This is a genomic window from Curtobacterium sp. 18060, assembly GCF_902706105.1.
Taxonomy (GTDB): Bacteria; Actinomycetota; Actinomycetes; order Actinomycetales; family Microbacteriaceae; genus Curtobacterium.
This window is the reverse complement of sequence record NZ_CACSJV010000049.1, coordinates 1-26,165: the sequence shown is the minus strand read 5'-3', so window position 1 is coordinate 26,165 and position 26,165 is coordinate 1. Positions and strand designations below refer to the sequence as shown.

Annotated in this window: 22 protein-coding genes and 1 pseudogene; 10 read left to right on the top strand and 13 right to left on the bottom strand. The window is 71.8% G+C overall.

From position 1 onward, the window contains the following. Window positions 1–164 precede the first annotated feature (164 nt). The 3 genes from GVL05_RS16650 to GVL05_RS16640 are packed head-to-tail and all read right to left on the bottom strand — an operon-like array spanning window position 165 to window position 2,083. Window positions 165–1,139: a zinc-binding dehydrogenase gene (locus GVL05_RS16650; RefSeq protein ID WP_200849252.1), complete on the bottom strand. Its 975-nt coding sequence runs from the start codon at window positions 1,137–1,139 to the stop codon at window positions 165–167. 26 nt (window positions 1,140–1,165) lie between these two features. Further along, window positions 1,166–1,588: an organic hydroperoxide resistance protein gene (locus GVL05_RS16645; protein WP_159573862.1), complete on the bottom strand. Its 423-nt coding sequence runs from the start codon at window positions 1,586–1,588 to the stop codon at window positions 1,166–1,168. A 21-nt stretch (window positions 1,589–1,609) separates the two neighbouring features. Further along, the gene (locus GVL05_RS16640) at window positions 1,610–2,083 is read right to left on the bottom strand and encodes a MarR family winged helix-turn-helix transcriptional regulator (protein WP_200849250.1); all 474 of its coding nucleotides are present in this window, start codon (window positions 2,081–2,083) and stop codon (window positions 1,610–1,612) included. Window positions 2,084–2,164: 81 nt separating this feature from the next. Between GVL05_RS16640 and mvk the strand changes: the two genes are divergently transcribed. Genes mvk through GVL05_RS16615 form a run of 5 tightly spaced genes read left to right on the top strand, consistent with a single transcriptional unit; the run spans window position 2,165 to window position 7,469 of the window. After that, window positions 2,165–3,160 (top strand): mevalonate kinase, encoded by a 996-nt coding sequence (gene mvk / locus GVL05_RS16635; RefSeq protein ID WP_159573861.1) that lies wholly within the window; start codon window positions 2,165–2,167, stop codon window positions 3,158–3,160. Further along, window positions 3,160–4,185: a diphosphomevalonate decarboxylase gene (gene mvaD, locus GVL05_RS16630; RefSeq protein ID WP_235036028.1), complete on the top strand. Its 1,026-nt coding sequence runs from the start codon at window positions 3,160–3,162 to the stop codon at window positions 4,183–4,185. The genes mvk and mvaD overlap by 1 nt, the downstream gene beginning before the upstream one ends. Beyond that, window positions 4,182–5,264, top strand: coding sequence for a phosphomevalonate kinase (locus GVL05_RS16625; protein WP_123291779.1), 1,083 nt, complete (start codon window positions 4,182–4,184; stop codon window positions 5,262–5,264). Before mvaD ends, GVL05_RS16625 begins: the two co-directional genes overlap by 4 nt. Further along, complete coding sequence (locus GVL05_RS16620; RefSeq protein WP_123291780.1) at window positions 5,257–6,321, top strand: hydroxymethylglutaryl-CoA reductase; 1,065 nt, start codon at window positions 5,257–5,259, stop codon at window positions 6,319–6,321. The genes GVL05_RS16625 and GVL05_RS16620 overlap by 8 nt, the downstream gene beginning before the upstream one ends. Continuing rightward, window positions 6,318–7,469 carry a hydroxymethylglutaryl-CoA synthase gene (locus GVL05_RS16615; RefSeq protein ID WP_159573859.1) on the top strand — a complete coding sequence of 384 codons (1,152 nt, stop codon included), beginning with the start codon at window positions 6,318–6,320 and terminating at the stop codon, window positions 7,467–7,469. Before GVL05_RS16620 ends, GVL05_RS16615 begins: the two co-directional genes overlap by 4 nt. A 66-nt stretch (window positions 7,470–7,535) precedes the next feature. On the opposite strand, the gene GVL05_RS16610 is transcribed toward GVL05_RS16615, so the two are convergent. Both GVL05_RS16610 and GVL05_RS16605 read right to left on the bottom strand, forming a co-directional pair. Continuing rightward, on the bottom strand, window positions 7,536–8,519 hold the full coding sequence (locus tag GVL05_RS16610) for an SRPBCC family protein (RefSeq protein WP_159573858.1): 984 nt from the start codon (window positions 8,517–8,519) through the stop codon (window positions 7,536–7,538). After that, window positions 8,519–8,863 (bottom strand): helix-turn-helix transcriptional regulator, encoded by a 345-nt coding sequence (locus tag GVL05_RS16605; protein WP_123291783.1) that lies wholly within the window; start codon window positions 8,861–8,863, stop codon window positions 8,519–8,521. Before GVL05_RS16605 ends, GVL05_RS16610 begins: the two co-directional genes overlap by 1 nt. A 158-nt stretch (window positions 8,864–9,021) precedes the next feature. Here GVL05_RS16605 and GVL05_RS16600 point away from each other — a divergent pair, with 158 nt between their 5' ends. From GVL05_RS16600 to GVL05_RS16585, 4 genes are read left to right on the top strand one after another with little or no spacing between them, the layout of a single operon-like run. After that, window positions 9,022–9,411: a hypothetical protein gene (locus tag GVL05_RS16600; protein WP_123938427.1), complete on the top strand. Its 390-nt coding sequence runs from the start codon at window positions 9,022–9,024 to the stop codon at window positions 9,409–9,411. Continuing rightward, window positions 9,411–10,316 (top strand): hypothetical protein, encoded by a 906-nt coding sequence (locus tag GVL05_RS16595; RefSeq protein ID WP_159573857.1) that lies wholly within the window; start codon window positions 9,411–9,413, stop codon window positions 10,314–10,316. The genes GVL05_RS16600 and GVL05_RS16595 overlap by 1 nt, the downstream gene beginning before the upstream one ends. 4 nt (window positions 10,317–10,320) lie before the next feature. Beyond that, entirely contained in the window at window positions 10,321–11,502 is a 1,182-nt protein-coding gene (locus tag GVL05_RS16590) for a S9 family peptidase (protein WP_159573856.1), read from the top strand. A gap of 8 nt (window positions 11,503–11,510) precedes the next feature. Next, window positions 11,511–11,906, top strand: coding sequence for an ATP-dependent DNA ligase (locus tag GVL05_RS16585; protein ID WP_123291787.1), 396 nt, complete (start codon window positions 11,511–11,513; stop codon window positions 11,904–11,906). Between the two features lie 398 nt (window positions 11,907–12,304). Here the strand turns inward: GVL05_RS16585 and GVL05_RS16580 are convergent, their stop codons facing one another. From GVL05_RS16580 to GVL05_RS16570, 3 genes are all read right to left on the bottom strand, one after another. Further along, complete coding sequence (locus tag GVL05_RS16580) at window positions 12,305–14,095, bottom strand: sulfite reductase subunit alpha (protein ID WP_159573855.1); 1,791 nt, start codon at window positions 14,093–14,095, stop codon at window positions 12,305–12,307. Continuing rightward, window positions 14,092–19,659 (bottom strand): glutamate synthase-related protein, encoded by a 5,568-nt coding sequence (locus GVL05_RS16575; RefSeq protein ID WP_159573854.1) that lies wholly within the window; start codon window positions 19,657–19,659, stop codon window positions 14,092–14,094. The genes GVL05_RS16580 and GVL05_RS16575 overlap by 4 nt, the downstream gene beginning before the upstream one ends. A gap of 341 nt (window positions 19,660–20,000) precedes the next feature. Then, a complete protein-coding gene (locus GVL05_RS16570) occupies window positions 20,001–21,287 on the bottom strand; it encodes a bifunctional glycosyltransferase family 2/GtrA family protein (RefSeq protein WP_228505851.1) in 1,287 nt (428 codons plus the stop codon). A gap of 131 nt (window positions 21,288–21,418) precedes the next feature. On the opposite strand from GVL05_RS16570, the gene GVL05_RS16565 reads away from it, so the two are divergent. Next, window positions 21,419–22,249 carry a helix-turn-helix transcriptional regulator gene (locus GVL05_RS16565; RefSeq protein ID WP_159573853.1) on the top strand — a complete coding sequence of 277 codons (831 nt, stop codon included), beginning with the start codon at window positions 21,419–21,421 and terminating at the stop codon, window positions 22,247–22,249. 53 nt (window positions 22,250–22,302) lie between these two features. On the opposite strand, the gene GVL05_RS16560 is transcribed toward GVL05_RS16565, so the two are convergent. The 5 genes and pseudogenes from GVL05_RS16560 to GVL05_RS16540 form a co-directional block, all read right to left on the bottom strand. After that, window positions 22,303–22,791: a hypothetical protein gene (locus GVL05_RS16560; protein ID WP_111084734.1), complete on the bottom strand. Its 489-nt coding sequence runs from the start codon at window positions 22,789–22,791 to the stop codon at window positions 22,303–22,305. 273 nt (window positions 22,792–23,064) lie between these two features. After that, entirely contained in the window at window positions 23,065–23,334 is a 270-nt protein-coding gene (locus GVL05_RS16555; protein WP_159573852.1) for a hypothetical protein, read from the bottom strand. A 108-nt stretch (window positions 23,335–23,442) separates the two neighbouring features. After that, window positions 23,443–25,029, bottom strand: a complete 1,587-nt coding sequence (locus tag GVL05_RS16550; protein WP_159573851.1) for a cell wall metabolism sensor histidine kinase WalK — start codon at window positions 25,027–25,029, stop codon at window positions 23,443–23,445. Further along, window positions 25,026–25,748, bottom strand: coding sequence for a response regulator transcription factor (locus GVL05_RS16545; RefSeq protein WP_159573850.1), 723 nt, complete (start codon window positions 25,746–25,748; stop codon window positions 25,026–25,028). Before GVL05_RS16545 ends, GVL05_RS16550 begins: the two co-directional genes overlap by 4 nt. Before the next feature lie 35 nt (window positions 25,749–25,783). Next, window positions 25,784–26,165: pseudogene (locus tag GVL05_RS16540) on the bottom strand (glycosyl transferase); the annotation flags it as partial.

Sequence of the window (26,165 nt, the reverse complement as noted above, 5' to 3'; positions counted from 1 at the left end):
CTACATCACCTGGTGGAACACCGACCGCTCCCAGGCACGACTCGAGGCATGAGCCCGGTTCAATACCGAGCTCACGCCCTCGCGGCCTAATCTGACTTCACGGTCCAACAAACCGGGACCAGTTCACAGCTGGCACCGGGCCTCTCGTCCGTTCAGTGGTCGCGCTACGGGCGCAGGAGCACCTTGCCGACGCGGCCGGCGGTGTCCGAGGCACGCACGGCGTCGCGGACGTCCTCGAACGCGAAGGTCTCGGCGACGGGGAGCGTCAGCGAGCCGTCGAGCACGCGGGTGATGAGCTCGCCGAAGAGCTGGCCCTTCGTCTCGGCCGGCATCGTCTTGCTGACGACGCTGCCCCAGAAGCCCTTCACGGTGAGCTGGCCGAAGATGACCTTGCCGGAGGGGATCTCGAGCGTGGGCGAGGCCATCGCGCCGAAGACGACGAGGCTCGCGTTCTCGCCGAGCACGCTGGCGATGTCGCCGGCGGCCTTGCCGCCGACGGACTCGACACCGGCGACGATCGGGGCGCCTCCGGTGATCGCGGCGACCTGGTCCTTCCAGTCGTCCGCGTCGGTGGCGACGATGCGCTCGATGCCCTGCTCGCGCAGCTCCTCGACACCGGCGGCGCGACGCACCAGGCCGATGACGTTGATGCCGCGGGCCGCGCCGAGCTGGGCGACCATGCGCCCGACGGCACCGTTCGCGGCGTTCTGGATGAGCCAGTCGCCCTCGTGCAGGTCGAGCGAGTGCAGCAGGCTGATGGCGCTGAACGGCATCGAGACGAGCTGTGCTGCGGCCTCGTCGGTCATGGCGTCCGGCACCGGGACGAGCCCGGCGGCGTTCGCGGTGTAGTACTCGGCCCAGACGCCGAAGGCGCCGCCGGCGACGCGCTGGCCGACCGACAGGTTCGTGACGCCCTCGCCCAGGGCCTCGACGACGCCGAGTGCCTCGGTGCCGGAGGCGGCGGGCAGCTCGGGCTTGAAGCCGTAGGTGCCGCGGACGGTCCACAGGTCGTGGTTGTGGATGGGGGAGAGGACCGTGCGGACGAGGACCTCGCCGGCGCCGGGCGTCGGGACGGGGCGCTCCTGCACCTCGAGGACGTCGGCGGGCTCGGCGAACGTCTCGTGGACGACGGCGCGCATGGTGGTGGGGGTGGTGTCGGTCATGCTCAGTCCTCCGAGACGGTGATGGTGACGTCGATGTTGCCGCGGGTCGCGTTCGAGTACGGGCAGACCTGGTGGGCTGCGTCGGCGAGTGCCTGGGCCTGGTCGTGCTCCAGGCCGGGGATGACGACCTCGAGCATGACGGCGAGCTGGTAGCCGCCGTTGCCGTTCGGGCCGATCTGGACGCGGCCGCCGACGGACGAGTCGGTGATCTTCACCTTCTGGCTGCGGGCGACGCCCTGCAGCGCGGAGTGGAAGCAGGCGGCGTACCCGGCGGCGAAGAGCTGCTCGGGGTTGGCGCCGTTGCCGGAGCCACCCATCTCCTTCGGGATGGCGAGGTCGAACTCGACCGTGCCGTCGCTCGTGGCGACGTGGCCGTTGCGGCCTTCGCCGGTGGCCAGGGCCTCGGCGGTGTAGAGGGCTTCCATGGTGTTCCTTCCTTCGTGGGGTCAGTGGTCCGCGGCGGCGCGGTCGGGCGTCGCGGCGGTGTCGTTCGTGGCCGCGGCGTGCATCGTCTCGGTCAGCCGGTGCAGGGTCGCGATGAGCTCCGTGGCGGCCTGCTCGTCGGGGAGCCCCATGCCTGCGGCGATCGTCGCCGGGATGTGCGCGAGGTCGGCACGGATGGTGCGGCCGCGGTCGCCGAGCGTGATCGTCACGACGCGCTCGTCGGTGCTGCGGCGTTCGCGGCGGACGAGCTCGGACTGCTCCATGCGGCGGAGCAGGGGCGACAGGGTGCCGGAGTCGAGCTGCAGGTGGTCACCGAGGCTCGAGACGGTCTGATCGCCCTCGATCCACAGGGTCACGAGCACCAGGTACTGCGGGTAGGTCAGTCCCCAGGGTTCGAGCAGCGAGCGGTACGCCTGCGTCGTCGCGCGGCTCGCTGCGTAGAGGGAGAAGCACACCATCTCGTCGGTCACGGGCATGCCACCAGGATCGCACGCAACTCGGTTGTGCACAACCCAACACGTGCTCCGGCCCGGACGGTTAGGCTGACGTGACCCACGATGACCAGCAGCGACCTCGACTCCACCACGACCCCCGGCTCCGGGACCGCGTCGTCCCACGGCAAGACGATCCTGATCGGTGAGCACGCCGTGGTCTACGGCGCACCCGCACTCGTCCTGCCGGTGCTCGACGCCCGGGTCGTCGCGACCGTGAGCCCCGTCACCGCCGGCGTCGACGAGGCCACCGGCACCGTCGTCGGGCACACCCTCGAGTCCACGGTGCACACGGGGCCGCTCGACCTCGCACCTGCAGCAGTGATGCCGACCGTCACCGCCGTCACCGCGACGCTGCGGCACTTCGGGGTGACCGACCGGTACTTCCACGTCCGGGTCGACAGCGAGGTCCCGACCGCCCGGGGCATGGGCTCGAGCGCAGCGGTCGCCGCCGCCGTGACGGCAGCCGTCGCGGACGCCCTCGGCGAGTCCCTCGACGCCGAGACCCACCACGACCTCATCCAGGAGTGCGAGCGGGTCGCCCACGGCCGTCCGTCAGGACTCGACGCCCGCGGTGTCGTCGCCGCGGTGCCGGTCTGGTTCGAGGGCGGCCGCATCGAGCCCGTCGCCCTCGGGGCCCGCTTCACCTTCGTCGTCGCCGACACCGGTGTCCCCGGCCACACCCGGCAGGCGGTCGCGGCCGTGCGGGAACGGCACGACCAGGACCCGGTCGCCGTCGACGCGGTCATCGACCGGATCGGCGCGCTCGCACGGCAGGCGCGGGGGACACTCGAGGCTGGCGACGCACAGGGGCTCGGTGCCACGATGGACGCCGCGCACGACCTGCTCAGCGCACTCGACGTGTCGAGTGCCGACCTGGACCGGCTCGTCGACGCCGCACGTGCTGCGGACGCCCTCGGCGCGAAGCTGACCGGCGGCGGGCGGGGCGGGTGCGTGCTCGCACTCGCCGCGGACGACGACCACGCGGACCGCATCGCGGCCGCACTCCGCGGCGCAGGGGCCGCAGCCACCTGGACCACCACGATCGGAGCCCGCGCTTGATGACCGCCACCGCCGTCGCGCACCCCAACATCGCCCTCGTCAAGTACTGGGGCAAGGCGGACGCGCAGCTCGCGCTGCCCGCCACGGGCAGCGTCTCCATGGGCCTCGACGTGTTCCCCACGACGACCACCGTCACGGTGGACGGCGGCTCGGGTGACGGCCAGGAGGCGCGTGACCGGTTCACGCTGAACGGTCACGTCGTCGAGGACGGCGCCCTGGTGCGCGTGCAGCAGTTCCTCGACCTCGTGCGGGAGCTCGCCGGCAGCGACGCCCGCGCGTCCGTGGTGTCCGAGAACACCGTGCCGACCGGTGCTGGACTTGCCTCGAGCGCGTCGGGGTTCGCGGCGCTCGCCACCGCGGCCTCGGCGGCGTACGGCCTCGACCTGTCCCCGCGCGACCTGTCCCGCCTGGCCCGACGCGGCTCGGGGTCGGCCACGCGGTCGATCCCCGGCGGTGTCGCCGTGTGGCACGCCGGCGACGACCAGGGGTCCTTCGCCGAGCCGATCCCGGCACCGCCGATGGCCATGGTGGTCGTGACGATCGACGCCGGACCGAAGCCCATCGGTTCGCGCGAGGCGATGCGCCGCACCATCGCCACGTCGCCGTTCTACCCGGCCTGGGTCACGTCGACCACCGAGACCGTCGGCGACATGCTCGACGCCTGCGCAGCCGGCGACTTCACGCGCATCGGCGAGATCACCGAGAGCAACGCGCTGCGCATGCACGCCACCATCGAGGGCGCCTTCCCGCCCATCCGCTACCTCAACGCGCGCAGCGTCGCCGTGTTCGACGCCGTGGGCGAACTCCGCGCCGCCGGGCTCGAGGCCTACGCCACCGCCGACGCCGGCCCGAACGTGGTCGTGCTCTGCCGGCCCGAGGACCGCTCCGCCGTGGCCACCGCGCTGGCGTCCTTCGGCGACGTCATCGAGTCCGGCACCGGACCTGCCGCTCGGGTGCTCCGCTCCGAAGAGATCGGGGTCGCCGCAGCGAGCGACAGCCCCGACCAGAAGGAGTCCGTGCAGTGATCGAGTTCCGCGCCCACGGCAAGCTGTTCGTCGCCGGCGAGTACGCCGTCGTCGAGCCCGGCCAGCCGTCCGTCCTCATCGCCCTCGACCGCGCCATCACGGCACGCGTGTCCGAGGCACACGGTGCGGGCAGCGTGCACTCGGAGGAGTACGGCCACCTGCCACTGACGTGGACGCGCGACGAGGACGGTCTCGCCCTGGACCGCGAGCACCACCCCTACGACTACGTGATGGCGACGATCGACCTCGTCGAGAAGCTCCGCGCCGAGCGGGGGATCGCCCCGCGCTTCCACGACCTGCGGATCGAGAGCCAGCTCGACGACGCCAGCGGCCGGAAGTTCGGGCTCGGGTCCTCGGCGGCGGTGACCGTCGCGACCGTCGGTGCCCTCGACCGTTTCTACGGCATCGGCCTGACGCAGCGGCAGCGCTTCCAGGTCGCCCTGCTCGCCACCATCCGGGTGAACCCGCGGGCCTCCGGCGGGGACCTCGCCGCGAGCACCTTCGGTGGATGGCTGCGCTACAGCGCCCCGGACCGCGACCACCTCGCGTCGTTCGTCGACGAGCGCCGCGTGTCCGACATCCTCACCGACGCCGCCGCGTGGGCGGGCTTCGACGTCCAGCGGCTGCCGGCCCCCGAGAACCTGCAGCTCCTGGTCGGCTGGACCGGCTCGCCGGCCTCGACCACGAAGCTCGTCGGTGTGGTGCGTCGGCACCGCAACGGCGGGTACCAGGCGTTCCTCGACGAGAGCCGCAGCTGTGTCGACGACCTGACCACGGGCCTCCAGACCGGCGACGCGGAGCAGACGCTCGACGCGCTCCGACGTGCCCGGGTGCTGATGCAGCGCCTCGGCGACTCGGTCGGGTCGAAGATCGAGACCGAACGCCTCGCGACCCTGTGCGACGTCGTCGAGGCGGCCGGCGGAGCGGCGAAGCCGTCCGGCGCCGGCGGCGGCGACTGCGGCATCGCACTCGTCCCCGCGGACATCGACCCCGCCGGCATCCACCGCGCCTGGGAGGCGCACGACATCAGACACCTCAGCGTCGCGGTGCGAGCACCAGAAGGAGCCCTCGATGAGTGACCTGCTCACGCCGATCCCGACCAAGTGGGTCGGACCGATCCGCATCAGCGGCAACGCGGTCCAGGGCGAGCACGAGGTCCCGCTCGCCACGTACGAGTCGCCGCTCTGGCCGTCCGTCGGCCGCGGCGCCCGCATCTCGCGCATGGTCGACGACGGCATCGTCGCGACCGTCGTCGACGAGCGGATGACCCGCTCGGTCGTCGTCCGAGCAGCCAGTGCCGCTGCGGCGCACGTCGCTGCGGGGCAGATCCTCGCGCGACAGGACGAGCTCGAGGCGCTGGTCGCCGGGCAGAGCCGGTTCGCGAAGCTCATCGAGGTGCACCCCGAGATCGTCGGTGACCTGCTGTTCCTGCGGTTCGCGTTCACGACCGGTGACGCCTCCGGCCACAACATGGTCACGCAGGCGGCGGACAAGCTCCTGCCCGCGATCCTGGCGTGGCAGCCGGGCCTGCGCTACGTGTCCGTGTCGGGCAACTTCTGCACCGACAAGAAGGCCAGCGCGGTGAACGGCATCCGTGGTCGTGGCCGCAACACCATCGCCGAGATCGTGATCCCCGGCGAGATCGTCGAGAAGCGCCTGCGGTCGAGCACCGAGCGCATCGTCGAACTGAACATCGCGAAGAACCTCATCGGCTCGACCATCGCCGGGGCGCTCCGCTCCGCGAACGCGCACTACGCGAACATGCTGCTCGGCTTCTACCTGGCCACCGGGCAGGACGCCGCGAACATCGTCGAGGGCTCGCAGGGCATCACGAGTGCCGAGAACCGCGACGGCGACCTGTACTTCGCCACCTCGCTGCCGCACCTGATCGTCGGCACCGTCGGCAACGGCAAGGGCGGGGACCTGCCCGTCGTCGAGGACGCCCTCGTGCGCCTCGGCTGCCGCGAGGACCGCGAGCCCGGTGCGAACGCCCGTCGGCTCGCCGCCCTGTGTGCCGCCACGGTGCTGTGCGGGGAACTCTCGCTCCTCGCCGCCCAGACGAACCCGGGTGAGCTGATGGCCGCCCACGTCGCCATGGAGCGACGGGGCACGAAGCCGGCCGGGGGCGCAGCATGACGCGCATCGGCATCCACGACATCGCCATCGCGACCGGGCACCACGTGCTCGAGCTCGACGACCTGGCCGAGCGCCTCGGCGTCGACCCGGCGAAGTACCACGTCGGCATCGGCCAGGACGCCTTCAGCGTGCCCGCCCCGGACGAGGACATCGTCACGATGGGGGCCGCCGCGGCCAAGGAGGTCATCGACCGCCACGGTGTCGAGGGCATCCGCACCGTGCTGTTCGCCACCGAGTCCGGCGTCGACCAGTCCAAGGCCGCCGGCGTCTTCGTGCACGGGGTGCTCGGCCTGCCGAAGAACGTCCGCGTCGTCGAGCTGAAGCAGGCCTGCTACGGCGGGATGGCCGCCGTGCAGCTCGCCCTCGGCATCATCGCCCGGGCACCGCACGAGCGCGTGCTCGTCATCGCCGCCGACGTCGCCCGCTACGACGTCGACACCGCCGCCGAGCCCACCCAGGGCGCCGGTGCGGCAGCGATCCTGGTGTCCGCCGACCCCGACCTCATCGAGATCGAGCCGGCCGCCGGCGTCTTCACCGCGGACGTCGACGACTTCTGGCGCCCGAACGACCGCTCCACCGCACTGGTCGACGGCCGCCTGTCCGTCAGCGCCTACGTCGACGCGTTCGTCGGCGCCTGGGACGACCTGGCGGACCAGGGCGGACCGGCGTACGAGGACATCGTGCGCTTCGTCCACCACCAGCCGTTCACGAAGATGGCGCTCAAGGCCCACCGGAAGCTGACGCAGCACGTGGGCGTGCCGTTCGACGAGTCGGAGCTGTTCGTCGGCTTCACGTACAACAAGCAGACCGGCAACACGTACACGGCGTCACTCTGGATCGGGCTCGCCGCGCTCCTCGACCTCGACGAGGACCTGGCGGGTGAGCGCATCGCCCTGTTCAGCTACGGTTCGGGCAGCGTCGGCGAGCTCCTCACCGGCATCGTGCAGCCGTCCTACCGTGAGCACCGTCGCGTCGGCCGGGTCCGGCAGCTGCTCTCGGCCCGCGTTCCGCTGACGGTGGACGCGTACCGCGAGCTGCACGCGACCGGCGCCGCGACGAGCGAGGACGTCGAGCGTCCGCGCGTCACGGCTGGGCCGTACCGGTTCGCCGGAGTGCGCGGCGGCGCGCGCCACTACGAGGCGTCCTGAGACGCACCGCGTGACGGACGGGAGGCCCGTGGCGGCCCCGCCACGGGCCTCCCGTCCGTCCGCTGGTCACGTGGCGGACAGGACCTCGCGTTCCAGACGCTGGTAGCTGGTCTCCATGCCGTCGGTCATGCCGGTGGCCAGGATCACGTCGCGCTGCGTCCGGTCGGGGTAGGTGATGCGCAGCGTCAGCAGGGTGACGCCGTCGGCCTCGTCGAACTGCAGGTCGTTCGTGTTCGGCGGGAACGGCGCACCGGTCATCCGCTCGGTGGACACCATCCGCCGTTCCGGTTCCACGACGAGGTTCTCGCCCTCGAACCCGAACGGCTCGCCCTCGGTGTCACCCGTCGGCGCCCACGCCTGCCGGAACGTGCCACCCGGCGTCAGGTCGTTCTCGTACACCGTCATCTCCCACCCGTCCGGTCCGAGCAACCACTGCCGGACGAGCTCGGGCTCGGTGTGCGCCCGCCACAGCAGGTGGCGTGGTGCTGCGAAGGCCCGCGTGATGCGGACGTGGGTGTCGTCGACGAGCTCGGTGACGGTGCCGTTGCCCAGGGCGTCCTCGCGCAGGTCGGCGAGGACGGCGTCGAGCTGTCCGAAGGCCTGCTCGTAGCCCTCGACCATGCCCATGTCCACCATGGTCTCGAGGTCGGCGGTGGACCCGAACGACGACCGGACGGTCACCCGCGACCCGGTTCCGACGGTCTCGAACGACAGGACGGTCTCGCTGGCCGGCAACCCGTCGTCGACCTCGCCGTCGGCGTCGGTGAAGAGGTCGCGGAAGACGATGCGGTGTGGCTCGTCGACCGCGGTGACCTGCCAGACCGCGTGGAACCGCTCGCCCTGTGGTGACGTCATCCGGTAGTCGGCGCGGCCGCCGGGCCGCAGGTCGAACGACGTGAAGGTGGCGGGGAAGCCGGGTGGACCCCAGAAGCGTTCGAGCTGACGGGGATCGGCGAAGGCGCCCCAGAGGCGCTCGACCGGGACGGGGAACTCGGCGACGAGCGTCAGCGCGAGGGCCTCGGGATCGGTGTGGACGGACGTGGTGGACATCATTGCTCCTTGTCGGTGTCGAGCAGGGTGTCGAGGCGGTCGAGCCGGCCCCGCCAGAGGTCGCCGTAGGCGTCGAGCAGGTCGCGGACCCGGGCGAGCTGACCCGGTTCGGCGCGCACGATGCGGGTCCGGCCGCGTGCTTCCTTGCTCACGAGTCCGGCTCCTTCGAGGACGGCGACGTGCTTCTGGACGGCGGCGAACGACATCGAGTACGCGTCCGCCAGGTCACTGACGGACGAGGACCCGACGAGCGTGCGTCGGACGATGTCACGACGGGTCGCGTCGGCCAGTGCGTGGAACACCCGGTCGACCTCGGCGTCGGACAGTGCAATTCGTACAACCATTTGGTTGTACGTTACGACTGTCCACCCTCGTGCGCAAGGGGGACGTGCAGGTAGTCTGTCCGCGGAGATCGAAAGGGGCGATGCCAGTGGGCTCGAGCGCGTCGGACACCGTCAGTGCCCTCGTCGCGACCCTTCCTCCGTCGCCGAGGCTCCCCGACGTGGTCGCCGGGGTCGGTCGGTTCGTCGGCAAGCCGACCCGCGTGGTCGACGTCGACGGTCCGAGCTGGGGACCGCTCACCGCGCTGGTGTCGCAGTTCGAGCACGAGAACCTCGTCCTGGTGCCGGCCGGCGCCCCCGAGCTGTACCGGATGCACTGCGTCCTGCACGAGCTCGGACACCTCGTGCACGGCGACGCCGGAGCCCCGACCACCACCTCGATCGCCGAGTTCGCCTCGGGCGGGCACGTGTGCCGCCGCGCCCTCGACGGCGACACCGGACTGGTGAGCATCTCGGACGACGACGAGCACTTCGCCGAGCGGTTCGCGTACGAGCTGGCGACCGTGCTGCTCGCCGGCAGCGCGAGCGCGGACGAGCGGGCCTACGGCTGATGGCCGTCCTGCACGCCGCCGCCTTCTGGTGCGCGGCGCTGATCTTCCTCGCCCGCACGCCCTACGTGCTCCGGAACCCGCGTGGCCGCGCCGCCTGGGGTGCGACCGGCGTCGGTGCGCTCGGGCTGCTGACGCTCGGCAGCGTCGTGCCGCAGACCGTGCTCGACGGCGCCCTCGGGGGCACGAACCTCATCAACCTGGTGCAGAACGTGTGCGCCACGGCGGCCTTCTGGCTGATGCTCCGGGCGAGCACGTCCGACCTGCCGAAGCGGCCGGGGCTGGCGAGCCCGCTCGCGCTCCTCGTGGTGGTGCTGGCCTTCGCCGTCCCGTTCTTCGCCGTGCGCGACCGGGGCGGCACCGACTTCCACTTCATCGTGCGGGAGATCCACCAGCCGGCGATGTGGCTGTACGGGTCGGTCTACATGGTCGGTGTCGGCGTGATCGCCGCCGCGACGCTCCGGTACGGCGTGCTGCGGAACCCGGTCGCGCTCGTGGTCTTCCGGGTGGGGCTCTGGCTCGTGGTCATCGCGAGCATCGACGAGCTGCTCTCCCTCACCGCCGACCACTTCGGGTGGTTCCCCGCCCCGCTGCGCGACGGACTCCGTCTGGGCTTCGACCCGCCGTTCTACCTGGGCATCGTCCTCATCGTCGTCGCGATGGCGTCCCTCACGTTCCGCCGGTGGTGGCGGGACGTGACGTGCCGTCGGCACCACCGACGACTCCGCCGCATCGCCCGGCGCCACGAGCTGCGCGCCGTCGAACGGGACGGCGACGTGCAGGCACGGACCTACGACCTCGTCATCGCGATCCGCGACGCCGAGGTGCAGGGCCGCACCCTCGACGACGCCGAACTCGCCCAGGTGCGCTCGGCGGAACTCACCCTGACCCGCAGTCTCGGAGGCTGATGCGATGACGATCGTCTGGTGGGTGCTCGGTGTGCTCGTCGTGCTGGCGGCGGCGTTCCTGCTCGTGGTGCGGAAGGTCGTCGGCAAGATCGTGCTGCCCGGCGGCGACCGCTGGACCCCCGTGCTCGAGACGACCGACGACTCGATCCGGCTCCCGATCACCGACGACACCGTGCGCCCGGGGGAGTACGGCCTGTGGCACGACGGCACCGGGCACACCACGGTCGGACCGGTGCTCGACGTCGACGAGGCCGCCGGCACCGTGCGGCGTGCGGTGGTCCGGACGACGGGCGACGTGTCGACGCGGGTGCGGTGGAGCGGGCACGTGCACCCGGACCCCGCCGCGATGGACGTCGACTGGGCGGAGGTCGACCTGGCGACGCCCGTGGGCCCTGCGCCGGCCTGGGTCATCCGGCCCGGTGGCCCCGAGGCCGAGCTCGCGCGGGCCACCGCCGACGCGCCCGCCACCGACGCGCCCGCCGCGACCTGGGCCGTCCACGTGCACGGCATCCGCACCACCCGCGTGACGGCGCTCCGCACCGTGCCGGCGGCGCTCGAGGCCGGCTGGACCTCGATCGTCCCGTCGTTCCGCGGTGACGGCGAAGCACCCTGGCAGGGCCGCGCCTCGCACCTCGGTGCCCGCGAGTGGCCCGACGTCGAGGCCGCACTCGACCACGCCGTCGCGAACGGGGCCGAACGGCTCGTCATCGTGGGGTGGTCGATGGGCGCGACGATCACCCACGAACTGCTGGCACGGTCGGCGCACCGCGACCGATTCGTCGGACTGGTCCTCGTGTCACCGGCGCTCGACTGGGCGACCACGGTGCGCTCCCAAGCCGGTCGTGCCGGGCTCCCCGGGTTCGTCGTCGGTGCCGCGCTCCGGGCGATGGCACTGCCGCTCGTGTGCCGACTCGTCGGTCTCCGTTCACCCGTGGACGTCCGCGCGCTCTCCTGGTTGCACGCGCCGCGGAGCCTGCCGCCGACCCTGCTCATCCACTCGTCGGGGGACACCACCGTGCCCTTCGCCGTCAGTCGGGAGTTCGCCGACGCGCACCCCGACACCGTGACGTTGGCGGTGAGTGAGCCCGCCGAGCACGCCTGGGAGCGGAACGTCGACGCCGTCTGGTTCGACACCACCATCACGAACTGGGCGAGATCGCTCGACCACACCGGAACCATGGAGTAGAAGGGGCCATGGGTCAGCTCATCTACGACGGCCAGCCGCTCGACCTCCGCATCGACGACCGTGCCATGACACACCTGCAGATCGTGATCGTGAACATGCTCCGGCGTGATCACCGGTTCGCGTTCTCGTGGAAGGACGACGTCGTCCACGGCAACGGCCGCAGCACGATCTGGCTGAACCCGAACGTCGGCCTGCACTTCAAGTTCTCCGGCAGCCGGGTGCCGTCGATCAACCGCAGTTGGCTCGAGGACCTCTACGCCTCAGCCACGTCCGGCTCCGGGCTCGTCCTGACGCCGGAACCGCCGGACACGAGCACGGCGGCCGACTCGGCGTGGTCGCGAGCGGTCGCACCGGGGGACGCCGACGACGCTTCGGGGACACCGAGCGGTAGCACGGCTGAGTGATTCCCGTCAACGGGTTCCGAAGATCCGCCGATCGTCGTAGCGTTTCTGTACCGCGGATCAGAGTCGTCCCTTCGGGCCGGCATCCAGGGAGCCGGTGACGGCAACGAACCGCGGCAGGAGGGGGACCCGAATGACCGTGACGCAGTGCGCGCCCGGCGCCGACCAACCATCGGCGATCGAGTGGCGAGCACGACGGGAGTCCCGGATCAGGAGACTCGTCGTCCAGGAAGCCGGGTCATCGCACCCGGGTCCTTGCGTCACGCCACTGGGCTCGTCGGTCAGGCCTCACTGACCGGCACCCTTCCACAGGACGCCCCGGCAGTCGGATTCGGGTTCCGCTACCGGGGCGTTCTGCTGCCCGGGCGTTCTGCTGCTCGCATCGGGCGTGGGCTGCTGGCTCAGTAGACGTCGCGGACGTACCGCTTCGTGCGTCGCAGGTCGGCCAGGTACGACAGCGCGTCGTCCTCGTCGCGGCCGCGGCCGGTGCGGATGACGTCGAGCAGCGCGGCCTCGACGTCCTTCGCCATGCGCGAGGCGTCGCCGCACACGTACACGTGGCCGCCGTCCTCGAGCCAGGCGAACAGCTCGGCGGACTGCTCGCGCATCCGGGTCTGCACGTAGACCTTCTCGGCCTGGTCGCGTGAGAACGCCAGGTCGAGGCGGTTCAGCACGCCCTGCTCCTGCAGCTCGGTGAGCTCGTCCTGGTAGACGAAGTCGGTGTCGCGGTGCTGGTCGCCGAAGAACAGCCAGTTGCGCCCCGTCGCACCGGCCGCGGCCCGCTCGTGCAGGAACCCGCGGAACGGGGCGATGCCGGTGCCCGGACCGATCATGATCATCGGTGCGGACGCGTCGGCCGGCACGCCGAACGACGCGTTCGGCTGCAGGTAGACGTCGACCGTACCGTCGGGGTCGACCCGGTCCGCCAGGAACGTCGACGCGACACCGGCGTACATCCGGTGCGGGTCGCCGTACCGGACGGACGCGATGGTCAGGTGGATGCGGTCCGGGTGCGCCAGTGGGCTCGACGAGATCGAGTACTGGCGTGCCTGCAACGGGCGCAGGTTCGGCAGCAGCTCGTCGAGTCCGGGAGCGGCCGGTCCGGCGTCGCGCAGCAGGTCGAGGACGTCACGGCCCCACAGCCAGCGGTCCAGTTCGTGCTTGTCGCCGTGCGAGACGACCGCGGCGAGTTCGCTCGCCGGGGCGCGCTGCACGAGGTCCGCGATGAGGTCCTTCGACGGCGTGCGGACCTCGCGGTCGCTCCGCAGGACCTCGGTGATCGGTCGGCCGTCGAACGACTCGCCGCCGTTCGCGCCGACCTGCTCGAGCAGCTCCGCGACGAAGACCTCGTCGTTGACCGGCACGACCGCCAGGGCGTCGCCGGCGGCGTACTCGATGCCGGAGTCGCCGAGGTCGAACTCGTAGTGCCGGATCTCCTTCGCGCTGCGCGGCGAGGAGAGCAGCCGGTTCTCGGCCAGCCGCGACGGGTAGGGGTTGCGCTTGTTCCACTGCGACCCCGGCCGGGAGGCACGACCCGCGCCCGCCCCGCCGGTCGCGGTGGCACCGCCGTCGGCACCACTGCCCGTGGTCGCGCCGGGTGCGCCCGTCGCGCCGGCCTCGGCAGCGAGCCGGTCGAGCACGGCGGCGCTCCAGAGTGCGGCGGCGTCCTCGAAGTCGACGTCGCAGTCCACGCGGTCGTGCACCCGGGTCGCGCCGAGCTGCTCGAAGCGGGTGTCGAGGAGCTTGCCGGCCTGGCAGAACTCGTCGTAGCTGGTGTCCCCGAGGCCGAGGACGGCGTACTGCAGCCCCTCGAGCCGCGGCACGGTGGACGCCTGGACCGCCTCCCAGAACAGACCGGCGTTGTCGGGCATCTCGCCCTCGCCGTACGTCGAGGTGACGACGAGCACGTGGGTCATCCCGGCGAGCTGCTCCGGGGTGACGGCGTCGAGTGCAGCGGCACGGCCACCGAGCCCGCGGGCCTTCGCCCCGGCGACGAGCTCGTCGGCCAGGAACTCCGCGTTGCCGGTCTGCGTGCCGAACAGCACGTCGATCGTCGTCGTGGGGGCGGTGCCGGACGCCTTCTTGCCGGCGGCGGCGATGCCCGCGATGAACCCGGCCAGCCAGGACTCCTGGGCAGCCGAGAACGGTGCGTCGACGGGGATCAGCGATCCGGTCGGGGGGAGCAGGCTCACGCGGACACCGCCTCGGTCGGCGCCTGGGGTGCACGGCGGGCGATGTCCTCGAGCGCCGCGGTGGCGAGCAGCTCGTCGAAGCGGGCCTCGCGGACGCGGCCGTCGTTCTTGGCGTTCTGGTGCATGATCCACCCCGTGGTGCCCGGTGCGTCCATGCTGCGGTTGTTCCGCTGCGTGAGCGCACGCTTGTAGTCGTCGAGCCGCTTGATCGCGATGAGCGTCGCGAGCTGGTCGTCCGCGAACCGGTCGAGCGTGCCGCGCAGGTACTTCACGACGCGCTGCTTCACCGAGAAGTCCTCGGTCAGGACGAGGTTCTTCACCGCTTCGGTGACGCGGGGGTCGTTGGGACCCGCACCGGGGACGCGCTCGAGGGCGACGTCCTGGGCGACGCCGAGCACCGTGTACGACGACAGCAGCGAGAACATGTCGTCGCCCTGGTCGCCGAGCGCCGGGGCACGGCCGTCGAGGACGGTGCGCTGGTCGCGGTAGTCGACCTTGAACGCACGGAGCTTGTCCGTGGCGATCGAGGTCGCGAGCTCGTCGAGCAGCTCGGAGCGGGTGGCCGCCGCGAGGATCTCGCCGGCGTCCTGCGACAGCAGCAGCGCGCGTGGCATGCCGACGAAGACGTGCTGCCGGGTGGTCTCCCAGTCGGCGAGCAGCCGCTCGGCCAGCGCCGACCCGGTCGCCTCGAGGTGCCACTCGAGCAGCAGGCGCGCGCCGGCCTCGTGGAACGCCCCGCGCTCGGTCTCGGTGACCGGGAACACGAGGAGCGAGTCGGTGCTGGCGCGCTGGGCGACCTGACCGGACGGGTCGTACTGGTACAGGAACCCGCCGGACATGCCGTTGCCGAGGCCCTTGCCGAACGCGCCGAGGTTGAACACGGCGCCGCCCGTCATGTACTCGCACCCGAAGTCGCCGACGCCCTCGACCACGGCCGTGGCGCCGGAGTTGCGGACGGCGAAGCGGTCTCCGGCCTCGCCCTCGACGAACGTGCGGCCGCCGGTGGCCCCGAAGAGCGCGAAGTTGCCGATCAGCACGTTCCCGCCCTGGTCGGCACTGCCGCCGCCCGGTGCGCGGACGATGATCCGACCGCCGCTCTGGCTCTTGCCGACACCGTCGTTCGCGGTGCCGGTGTGCTCGAGCACGATGCCGTCGTTGTTGAACACGCCGTACGACTGACCGGCCGAGCCCTGGGTGCGGATCGTGACCGCACCGTCGACCAGCCGGCGGCGCCCGCGGTCGTCGGTCGCCACGGCGGGCAGCCCCTGGACGTCCTCGGCGCGGAGCTCGTGGTTGAGCAGGCGCTCGACGTCGATGCCGAGCTGACCGCCGACGGACTTGTCGCTGTTGCCGAGCAGGACCCCGTGCACGAGCACGTGCTCCTGGGCGTGGTCGACCAGCGCCGTGCGGATGCGCTCGAGCAGCGCGTCGTCGGTGTGGAAGTCCTTCTCCAGGTACTCCGGGTCCGTCACGACCTTCTCCGGCACCTGCGCGAGCAGGGCGCGGGCGTCCAGACGCCCGACGCTCGCCGGGTGGTCGAGGAGCTGCAGCAGGTCGGTGCGACCCCGTGCCTCGCGCAGCGAGCGCAGACCGAGGCGGGCGAGGATCTGCCGGACGTCGTGGGCGATGTTGAGCAGGTACTGCGCGAGTGCACGCGGGTCGCCCTCGAACGCCTCGGCGTTCGTGGTGAGGCCGGCCGGGCACTTCACGTTGCAGTTCTTCGCCATGACGCAGCCGAGCATCATGAGCGCGGTCGTGCCGAACTCGAAGCTGTCGCCGCCGAGCAGGGCGCTCGTCACGACGTCGGACCCGGTCTGGTGCGCACCCGAGCACCGGAGCGTGACCTTGGAGCGCAGGCCGTTCGCGACGAGGGCCTGGTGGACCTCGGCGACGCCGATCTCCGCCGAACGTCCCGCGTACTTCAGGCTCGTGACGGCCGCGGCGCCGGTGCCACCGGTGTTGCCCGCGACGTTGATGACGTCCGCGCCGGCCTTGGCGACGCCGACCGCGATGGTGCCGATGCCCTCGGAGGACACGAGCTTCACGATCACCCGGACACGGGCGGCCTTGCAGTCGTGGATGAGCTGCGCCAGGTCCTCGATCGAGTACGTGTCGTGGTGCGGCGGCGGCGAGATGAGCTCGACGCCGGGGGTGCCACCACGGGCCGCGGCGATGTCCACCGTGACCTTCGGCGCGGGCAGCTGACCGCCCTCGCCGGGCTTCGCGCCCTGACCGATCTTGATCTCGAGTTCCTCGAGCATGGGGTCGGCGAGGTAGCCCGCCCAGATGCCGAAGCGACCCGAGGCGAACTGCTTGATCCGCGAGCCGCGGATGGTGCCGTAGCGGGAGTGGTGCTCGCCGCCCTCACCGCTGTTCGACATGCCGCCGACCATGTTCGTGCCGTGCGCCACCGCCTCGTGCGCGGTGGCGACGAGGGCGCCGTGGCTCATCGCGCCGGACGCCAGGGTCCGGGTGATCTCGTGCGCTGGCTGGACCTCGTCGAGCTCGACGCTGTCGGGCGCGCTCTCGAGCAGGGCAAGCAGCCCGACGGCCGCGCCGGTGGCGCGGAGCGTCACCTGGGTGGCGTCGACGGAGTCGACGTCGACCTGGCCCGGGTACAGCAGCGCGAGGCCGTCTGCCAGGGCCGCGTGGCGCAGTGCGCCCGTGGTGCCCGTCGACGCGAGCTGCAGGCGGAACTGCTCCGTGCCTCCCGGGAGCTCGTCGGAGAACGCCGGACGCGAGCCGGACAGCCCGCGCACGGTGACGCTGGCGTTGCCGGTCGTCGAGAACCGGCCCAGCTCGCGGGCGAAGTCCTCGGCCGTGTCGATGCCGGTGACGTCCGCGGGCAGCGCGAGCACGTCGCGGAGCGCAGCGGGACGGCGCGACCGCTCGTCGTGCGTGGTCTGCAGGAACGTGACGTAGCCCGGCGTGATCCGGTGCTGGTCGATCTCGGTGTCACTGAGGCGGTCGTACCCGGTGTTGCGGTACGCGGCGTCGGTGATGCCGAACGAGTCGTCGAGCTGGCCGAGCGTCAGCAGGCGCAGCGCGTCCGAGTCGCCGGAGCGCTCGAAGGACGGACGCTCCTCGGTCATCCCGCCGAACCCGCGGACGCTCGCGACGCCGAACGAGTGGCCGGCACCGTCCGAACGCTCCTTGAACAGGCCGAGCAGGGGGACCTGGCCCTCGGCCGCGACCGAGCGGGCACGCTCGTGCCAGTCCGTCGCCGCCTGGGCGATGCGGGCGAAGCCGACGCCGCCCACGGGGGCCTGCATGTGCGGGAACACCCGCGCCAGGACGTCGTCGCCGGTGTCCAGGTAGTTCGGCTCGAAGAACGCGCCACCGATGTAGCTCTCGGCGGTGCACAGGCCGACGCGACCCATGGTCTTCGCGAGCGCCTTCTCGGCGGCCTTGCGGAACTGCTTCAGCGCGAGGTCCGTCGCGGTGAGCTCACCGGCGGGTGCCGGCGCGGCGGGGTACTTCTCCTCGGCACGCAGGCGCGCGCTCAAGCTGTACACAGCCGAGGCGCCGAAGCCGAGGGCCGTCGCCACGTGGTGTGACGATGGCAGCTGACCGCTCTCGGCGACGACGGACACCCGCAGGCGCAGCCCGGTCTCGATGAGCCGCTGGTTCACGGCGGCCACGGCCAGGATCACGGGCAGGGGCGCACGGGTCGACGAGACCTCGCGGTCGGTCAGCACGGCGATGCCGCCGGACGTCCCCGCGAACTGCTCCACGGCGTCGCACAGGGCGTCCACGGCGTCGCGCACGGCGTCGGCGTTCGCCTGCTCGTCGCCGAGCACCGGCACGTAGAGCATGTCGAAGCGCTCGAGCGGCACGATGTCCTGGTCGCGCAGGCGCACCATGTCCAGGTGGCCGAGGATCGGAGACTGCACGACGAGCTGTCGGCTCGTCGAACCCGTGCCGTCCGGCTTCGCGCCGAGCGCCACGCGCATGCTCATGCCGTCGGCTTCACGGATCGAGTCGAGCGGCGGGTTCGTCACCTGGGCGAAGCGCTGCGAGAAGTACTTCGCCATGCCGCCCTCGGTGTCGCTCAGGGCGTTGATGGCGTTGCCGTAGCCCATCGCCGAGATCCGCTCCGAGCCGTTCTGCAGCATCGGGTCGAGCATGAACCGGAAGCTCTCCTGGTTCAGCGAGTACGCCACGTACCGGCCGGCGAGCGACAGGTCGCCCTCGTAGCCCAGGGTGGTCGTCGTGCGCTCGTAGTCCGGAGCGGGCAGGTCGTCGAGGTCCACACGCGCAGCGTCGAGCAGCGTGCCGTAGTCGCTGCGGGCCGCGAGCATGCGCAGCACCTCGTCCGTGCGCATCCGGGTGCCGGTGCGGTGGTCGACGACGAGCATGCCGCCGGCCTCGATGCGGCCGCGGTGCACGACCTCGTCGGCGTCGAACGTGACCTGACCGGCCTCGGACGACACCATCAGGTACTCGGTGGTCTCGACGGTGCGCAGCGGACGCAGCCCCAGGCGGTCCAGGCGCGCGCCGACCACGTCGCCGTCGCTGAAGATCACGGCGGCGGGACCGTCGTTCTTCTCCTCGTACAGCGAGAAGTACTCGAGCATGTCCCGCACGTCGGCGGTCAGCGTGCGGTCGTTCTCCCACGCCGGCGGCATGAGCGAGACCACGGCCTCGACGATCTCGAGTCCGTCGTCGAACACGCGGCTCTGCAGCGTCTGGTCGAGGCGGCTCGAGTCCGACTGCCCGGGCGGGCGGACGATGCTGCGGGTGCGGGCACGGGCGAGTGCCTCGTCCGACAGACGGTTCTTCCGGTCGGTGTTCAGCTCGCCGTTGTGCGCCATCAGCCGGAACGGCTGCGCCATCGTCGGGTGCGGCTCGGTGTTCGTCGAGAACCGGGTGTGGAAGTACAGCGTCCGCACCGAGTGACGCGGGTCACGCAGGTCCGTGAAGTACCCGATGACCTCGCCCGAGTTCAGGCGGCCCTTCAGGATCTGGGTCCGGGCGCTGAGCGACAGCGGGTACAGGGCCGCGTGCTCGGCGCGCTGCTCGGCGGCCTCGCCGTAGGACACCGACTCGATCGCGAGCAGGGCGCGGTTCGCCGCCGCGTCGACCTCGGTGCGGTCCCACTGCTCGGGCGCGCGGAAGACCCACTGCACGATCGGCAGCTGGTACTGCTCGGCCTCGGGCCGGGCGACGGAGTGGTCCACCGGGACGTCGCGGACGACGAGCAGCTCGAAGCCCTGCTGCTCGATGGCGTCCGTGACGGTCTGCCGCGCACGGGCGCGCTCGGCGTCCGCCGCCGCACCTGCGCCGCTCGGCACGAAGCAGTTCGCGACACCGAAGTGACCGGCGCGGAGCTCCTGGCCGGTGATGGCGCTGAAGAACTCCACCGACAGGTCGATGCTCACACCGGCGCCGTCACCGACACCCTCGGCGGACTTGCCGCCGCGGTGGGGGATGGCGCAGAGCGCTTCGTCACCCTTGCGGATGACGTCGTGGTGGGGCGTGCCGTCGAGTCGGGTGATGAAACCGACGCCGCAGTCGCTCGATTCGCGGGCAGGGTCGTAGAGACCGAAAGATGTGGGGTTCACGTGTGCGGGTCCAGTGGGGCGTTGCCGGCAGCGGACGGCCAGGCTGCATCGATGGAGCGCTCGCCGCGGGCAGACCGGTGTTGGCAGTCGGGCCCTGTGGGGTTGTGGTGCGGTACGGCGATGCTACGGCGCGGTATACCGCCCACGCAACACCGCGGGTCCGGGCGTGTGATGGTGTCGCACCGTGCGCGTCTGTTCGGCTGGTGCGAGGTTGCCCGCTCGGTGCGCTGTTGTTGCGCTGCACGGAGCGTGCAACCTCGCACGGGATGGGCCACACCGCACGGTGCGACGGGCCGCGCGGGCCGAACGACCCCGCACCGAGTGGCCAGCCCCGCACGGTGTCAGGCCGCGCGCTCGCCGGTCCGTTCGTCGACGGTGATCGGCTCCGTCACCGCCGTGCTGGCGTCGGCGGCGGGGGTCGTGCCGGGGCGGATGAGCTCCGGGCGACGGCGGCCGCTGCGGAACACCCACGCCTTGAACAGCACGAACCGAACGCAGGTCGCGACCAGGTTGGCGGCCGTCAGCACCAGGATCTCGGCACCGTGCGATGCTCCCGGCACGCTGCTGTGGAGCACGACCAGCGACCCCGAGGTGATCGCCCACGCGATGCCGAACACCACCAGTCCCTGCACGTGATGTCGCCCGGCTCCGGCACGCCCCCGCACACCGAACGTGAACCGCCGGTTGAGCGCGGTGTTGCCGATCGCCGTCAGCAGCAGGGCCAGGAAGTCCGCGGTCTGCGCCCCGATCGCCGGACGGAACAGCGCGTACAGCACCGCGAACGCGACGGTCGACAGCACCCCGATGGCGCCGAAGCGCAGCACCTGCCCGAGGAACCCGACGTGCGGTGGCGTGAACGGACGGCGGCCGATGGTCTCGTACACGGCACCCACCGGCACCCGCCCGCTGGCGATGCCCCGCGAGACGCGCCACATGCCCTTCAGGTCCTCGGTGGCCGTCGAGGCGATCTGCACCGACGAGTTCACGTCGTCGACCCAGTCCACCGGGACCTCGTGGATGCGCAGTCCCGCGTGCTCGGCGAGGACGAGCATCTCGGTGTCGAAGAACCACGCGTCGTCCTCGCACAGCGGCAGCAGCTGGTCGGCCGCCCGTTTCGTGACCGCCTTGAACCCGCACTGCGCGTCCGAGAACGACACCCCCATCGTCGTGCGGAGCAGCAGGTTGTACGAGCGGGAGATGAACTCGCGCTTGCTGCCGCGAACCACCCGCGACGAGTCCGCCAACCGTGTGCCGATCGCCAGGTCGGAGTGCCCGGAGAGCAGCGGCGCCACGAGCGGCTCGAGTGCCGCGAGGTCCGTCGACAGGTCCTCGTCGACGTACACGAGCACGGTCGCCGGAGATGCACCCCACACGGCCTTGAGTGCCCGCCCGCGACCCTTCTCGGGCAGGTGGACCGCGTGCACGCCGGGCAGCATGGCGGCCAGGTCGTCGGCGATCCGCGCGGTGTCGTCCGTCGAGGCGTTGTCGGCGATCGTGATCCGCCAAGAGTGGTGCAACGACGTCCGGCAGAACGTGTGCAGGCGTCGCACGTGGGCCGCGAGCGTGTCCTGCTCGTTGTAGCAGGGGACGACGATGTCGATGTCGAGGGTCTGGTTCGTCTCCGTCATGCCGCTCATGCTCGGCAGCGGGCACATGCGGACCGAGGCAGTGCGCTGTGCTCCCGGTAAGAACGGCGTTCGGCGACCGTTCACGTCACGGTCGAACACGACAGGTGTCGTGCGGATACGGTCGACGGACGATGACGACCGAGCGCGACGACGCACACCGATCGGCGGTGCTGCTCCCGGGGGAGCGGCTCGGCCTGGCGCTCGACGAGCGGTGTCCGGAGTTCGAGGAGCTCCTGCTCACGCCTCCGCTGCACGGCATCCGACTGGACGGCCACGACTGGCTGCGACGCCGGTACGCCGAGATCGTCCCGCTCGTGCTCCCCGCCGCGCTGCGTGCCGTCGAGCGCGGTGAACCCGTCGACCGCGAGTGCCTCGACCAGCTGCGCGCGGTGGCGGCCGCGAGCGCGGAGGACCCCCGCGTCGACGTGTCGGTCGTGCTCCGCGGGGCCCTGCCGGCGATCCGGGTCTTCGCCCTCGTCATGCACACGGCCACCCGCGACCACGCCGTCACGCTCGACCACGCCGGCCGGACGATGCTCGCGATGAGCCGCGCCTCGCTCGTCGCCCATGAACTCGGCTCGTGCTGGGCCGAGGCCTGGGCCGAGCAGCGACGGCGATCGGCGGGCGAGTCCGCGGCGGCGGTCACCACCGGGGAGATCGACCTCGTCGCCCGTGCGCCCGGCCTCGACGAGACCGAGGAGCAGATGCTCGCGCTCGCCGCGCAGGGGCTCTCCAACGACGAGATCGCGAAGGAGACGGCCTACAGCCGCCAGGCCGTCGCGTGGCACCTCGGACGGCTGATGAAGTCGTGGAAGGCGCCGAACCGGACGGCGCTGGTGTCGGTCGCCTTCGTGAAGGGGTGGATCCGTGCACGGCGCGAGGTCCGCGGTGCAGCACGGACCTGGCCCCCGGCGATCGAGCCCGCCGCCGAGCGTCCCGCCACACACGACGACGCCCCCTGAGACCGTGGTCCCCGGGGGCGTCGGTGCGGCGCCGACGGATCGGTGCCGGCGGATCAGCCGCCGTTCACGTGGATGACGTTGTCGATGCGTTCGATGTTGCCGAACGCACCCCAGTTCAGCCAGCCGCCGTCACCGTTGTTCGTGATCGAGCCGGGGCCCTTGAACCAGTAGATGACGTAGTTGCCGCCCTTGATGTCGATCGACTGCGCGTCCGCGACGTCGCCGGACACCGTGATGTCCTGGTTCTTGTTGACCACCGCGACGGTGAGGCGGTCGGGGTTGCCCGCGTTCCAGTAGCCGACGTCGAGCGCGGCCTGCACGGCGCCGCCGCGGTCGCTCTGGTCGTTCACGGCGTCCTTGATCGCGTTGACGATCGCGACCGGGTCGAGGTTCACGTTGACGTTGCCGCCGACGGAGGCCGAGGTGCTCGGTGCGGGCTCGGCGGCCTGTGCCGGTGCCGCGACGAACGCCCCGGCGATGACGGCGCCACCGAGTGCGGTGCCGGCGAGGAGCTTGACGGACTTGCGCTTGAACGAGTTCATGATCGTGTTCCCATCTCTGCGGTGGTGACCCGTGTGGGTCGTCCAGCTCGGACAGGACCCAGCCTGCGTCGCCGGGTGCCGGGTTGCACGCGTTCGGCCCGGACGTTGGACGATCGTCTGATGATGCGGACGGTTGCGCCGGGCGCGTGCCATCCTCTGGCGCGGGCCCCATCCGGACGGTTGGGCGCTCGGGTCTTGCGCTTTCCCGGCGAGTTCTGCGGATCAGACGTCGACGACCGTGACGACTGACCCGCAACGAGCACGCGGGTACCGTCAGGGTTGCAGCAGGATCTGCACGATCGCGATGACCGCGAGGACCGCGATCGGCACGCCCGCGATCCACATCCCTGCACGGACCTGGGTCCGGCGGATCGTCGGCGGCGCGTGGGAACTCCGGGCGAACTCGGTCGCTGCGACGAGCTCCGGTGCCGCCGCCGGCGGTGCAGGTTCGGGCTGCGGACAGTCGTCTTCGAACGCGGGCACTTCGACCACGAGTTCCGACGGGTCCGGGCGACCCGGCAGCTCGCCGTACTCCTTCGTCATGCGACCAGTATGCGTCGCCGTCGGGGCCGGCGTCCTTCGTGAGCAGGAATGGTCGAGTCGCGCCAGAGGACTCGACCTTTTCTGCTCACGAAGCGGGCGAGGCGGACGTCACGAAGCGGGCACAGGCACCACGTCCGGCAGGTCCACCGTGAACGCCGTCCGACCGGGGCCGGAGGCCACCCGCACGCTCCCGCCGTGCGCCGACACCACGGCCTGCACGATCGCCAGCCCGAGGCCGCTCGTCCCCTGTCCCTGCGCACGGGTCCGCGAGGCCTCACCCCGGGTGAACCGGTCGAACAGGGTCGGCAGTGCGTCCGCCGGGATCGGCGGCCCGTCGTTGGCCACGACGAGGCGAGCGGCCGCACCAGCACCGGACGGCCCCATCCGCTGCAACGACACCACCACCGCGGTCCCGGTCGGGGTGTGCGTCCGGGCGTTCGCGAGCAGGTTCGTCACGACGCGGCGCAGCTGCTCCGCGTCGCCCGTCACGGTCAGCGGGTGGTCGTCGACGATCTGCAGGGTCCACCGGTGCCCGGGCGCGGTGGCCCGGGCGTCCATCGTCGCCTCGACCACGATCGAGGTCAGGTCGACGGGTTCGCGCACGATCGGGGACACCGGAGCCCCGGACGCCAGGGCCGTCGCGTCGAGCCGTGCGAGCAGCAGGAGTTCCTCGACGAGGTCGCCCATCCGCACGGCCTCCCGGCCGATCCGGTCGACGTTCCGGTGGATCGCGTCGAGGTCCGACGAGCGCGCGGTCAGCTCGGCGTAGGCCCGGACGGTCGCGATCGGCGTCCGAAGCTCGTGCGAGGCGTCGGCGACGAAGGTCCGCATGCCGGCCTCGGCGTCGCGGCGCACCGTCAGGGCCCGGGCGACGTGCCCGAGCAGCCGGTTCAGTGCGGTGCCGACCTGCCCGACCTCGCGGTTCGCGGTGAGGTCGGCGTCGGCGACCCGCACCGGGATGTCGGTGTCGCCGCGTTCCAGGTCGAGGTCGGTCACCCCGGAGGCGACCGCGGCGACGCGTTCGAGCGGTCGGAGGGACCGCCGCACGAGCAGTGCGAGGGCCCACGCTGCGACGACGAGGCCCAGCACCGTGACGATCCCGATGACGAGCAACAGGCGGGCGATGGCGGCGTTCAGGTCACCGAGGGGGAGTGCGGTGACGAACACGTCGCCGTCGTCCCCGACCGCCTGCACCCGGTAGGTGCCGAGCGAGCCGAGGTCGATCGTCGCCGGGTCGGCGCCGCTGTCGACCGCGGTGAGCGTCCGCCGTTGCGCCGACGACAGCCCGTGCTGGTCGCCGTCGCTGTCGGTGTACCCGCCGAGCACCACGGTGCCGTCGCGGACGATCGCGACGACGGTGCCGGCGGACTGCCCCGGCGCCCCGATGAAAGCGTTGTCCGGATCCGGACGGTCCGACGACGATCCCGATGACGATCCCGACGACGACCCGGGCGGCGGGCCGGTGGGTGCGTCCGCGCCGTCCCGGCCGCCGACGGTCCGGTTCGCCGCCGTCGACAGCTCCGCGTCGAGGCGGTCGACCAGGTACCCCCGGAACGCGACGACGGTCACCGCTCCGACGACGACGTTCGTCGCGACGAGCAGGAGCGCGACGGCAGCCACGACCCGCCACCGCAACGACGGCACCCGTCCGGCGCGGGTCGGACGGGCCCGGATCGCCTTCGTCGATCGGCTCACGTCGTCGGCCGCAAGACGTACCCAGCCCCGCGCACGGTCTGCAGCATCGGCTCGCGTCCGGCGTCGAGCTTCTTCCGCAGGTACGACACGTACATGTCGACCAGGTTCGACGACGACCCGAAGTCCATGCCCCAGACGCCCGCGAGCAGCTGTTCCCGCGAGAGCACCCGGTTGGCGTTCCGCGCCAGGTGCCGCAGCAGCTCGTACTCGGTCGGTGTGAGCTCGATCGGTTCGCCGGCACGGCTGACGGCGCGGGCGTCCTCGTCGAGGCGGAGGTCACCGACCACCACCTCGGCGCTCCCGCCCACCGTTGCGACCCGAGCGGAGGTCCGTGCGAGGATCCGCGCCCGGACGAGCAGCTCGTCGATGCCGAAGGGCTTCGTCAGGTAGTCGTCCCCGCCGCCGGTGAGTCCGGCGAGCCGGTCCTCGGGGGCGTCGCGCGCGGTGAGGAAGAGCACACGGACGGCGTCGCGGGAGTCGCGGAGCCGCTCGAGCACCTCGAACCCGTCGATGTCCGGCAGCATCACGTCGAGGACGATGACGTCGGGTTGGAACTCCCGCGCGGCGAACAGGACGTCGCGTCCTCGGTGCACCGCCCGCACGGCCCAGCCGTCCCCCTCGAACGCGAGGGCGACGGCGTCGGCCAGGGCGTGCTCGTCGTCGACGACGAGGGCGCGGACGGGGGTGCCGTCGGTGCGCTGCAGCGGTTGGCCGGTCACGTCCGCGAGCCTATCCACCGCGCCCTCGTCGTCGATCACTTGGCGGTGCTCAGGTCGTAGACGGTCTGCCCGCCGACCGTCGTCGACTCGTAGTTCGCCGCGACCCACTCCTGGATCGCCGATGCGGTGGACGAACCGCCGCCCATGCCACCGCCACCGGAGCCGGAGGAGACGTAGTACCCGATGTCCCCGTCGGCGACGTACGCCTTGAACTGCGCGAGCGTGGGTGCCGGGTCGCTCGACCAGCCACCGATCGCCATGACGGCGGTGTCGGTGTCGAGTTCGAGCTGCGCGGCCGACTGCGATCCGTTGACGGCGGCCGCCCACTTCGCGTCGGACGCCTCGAGCAGCTTCTGCAGGGCCGACGAGGTCGACGCACCTTCGCCACCACCCCCGGTCTGGAGGCCCGTCCCCGAC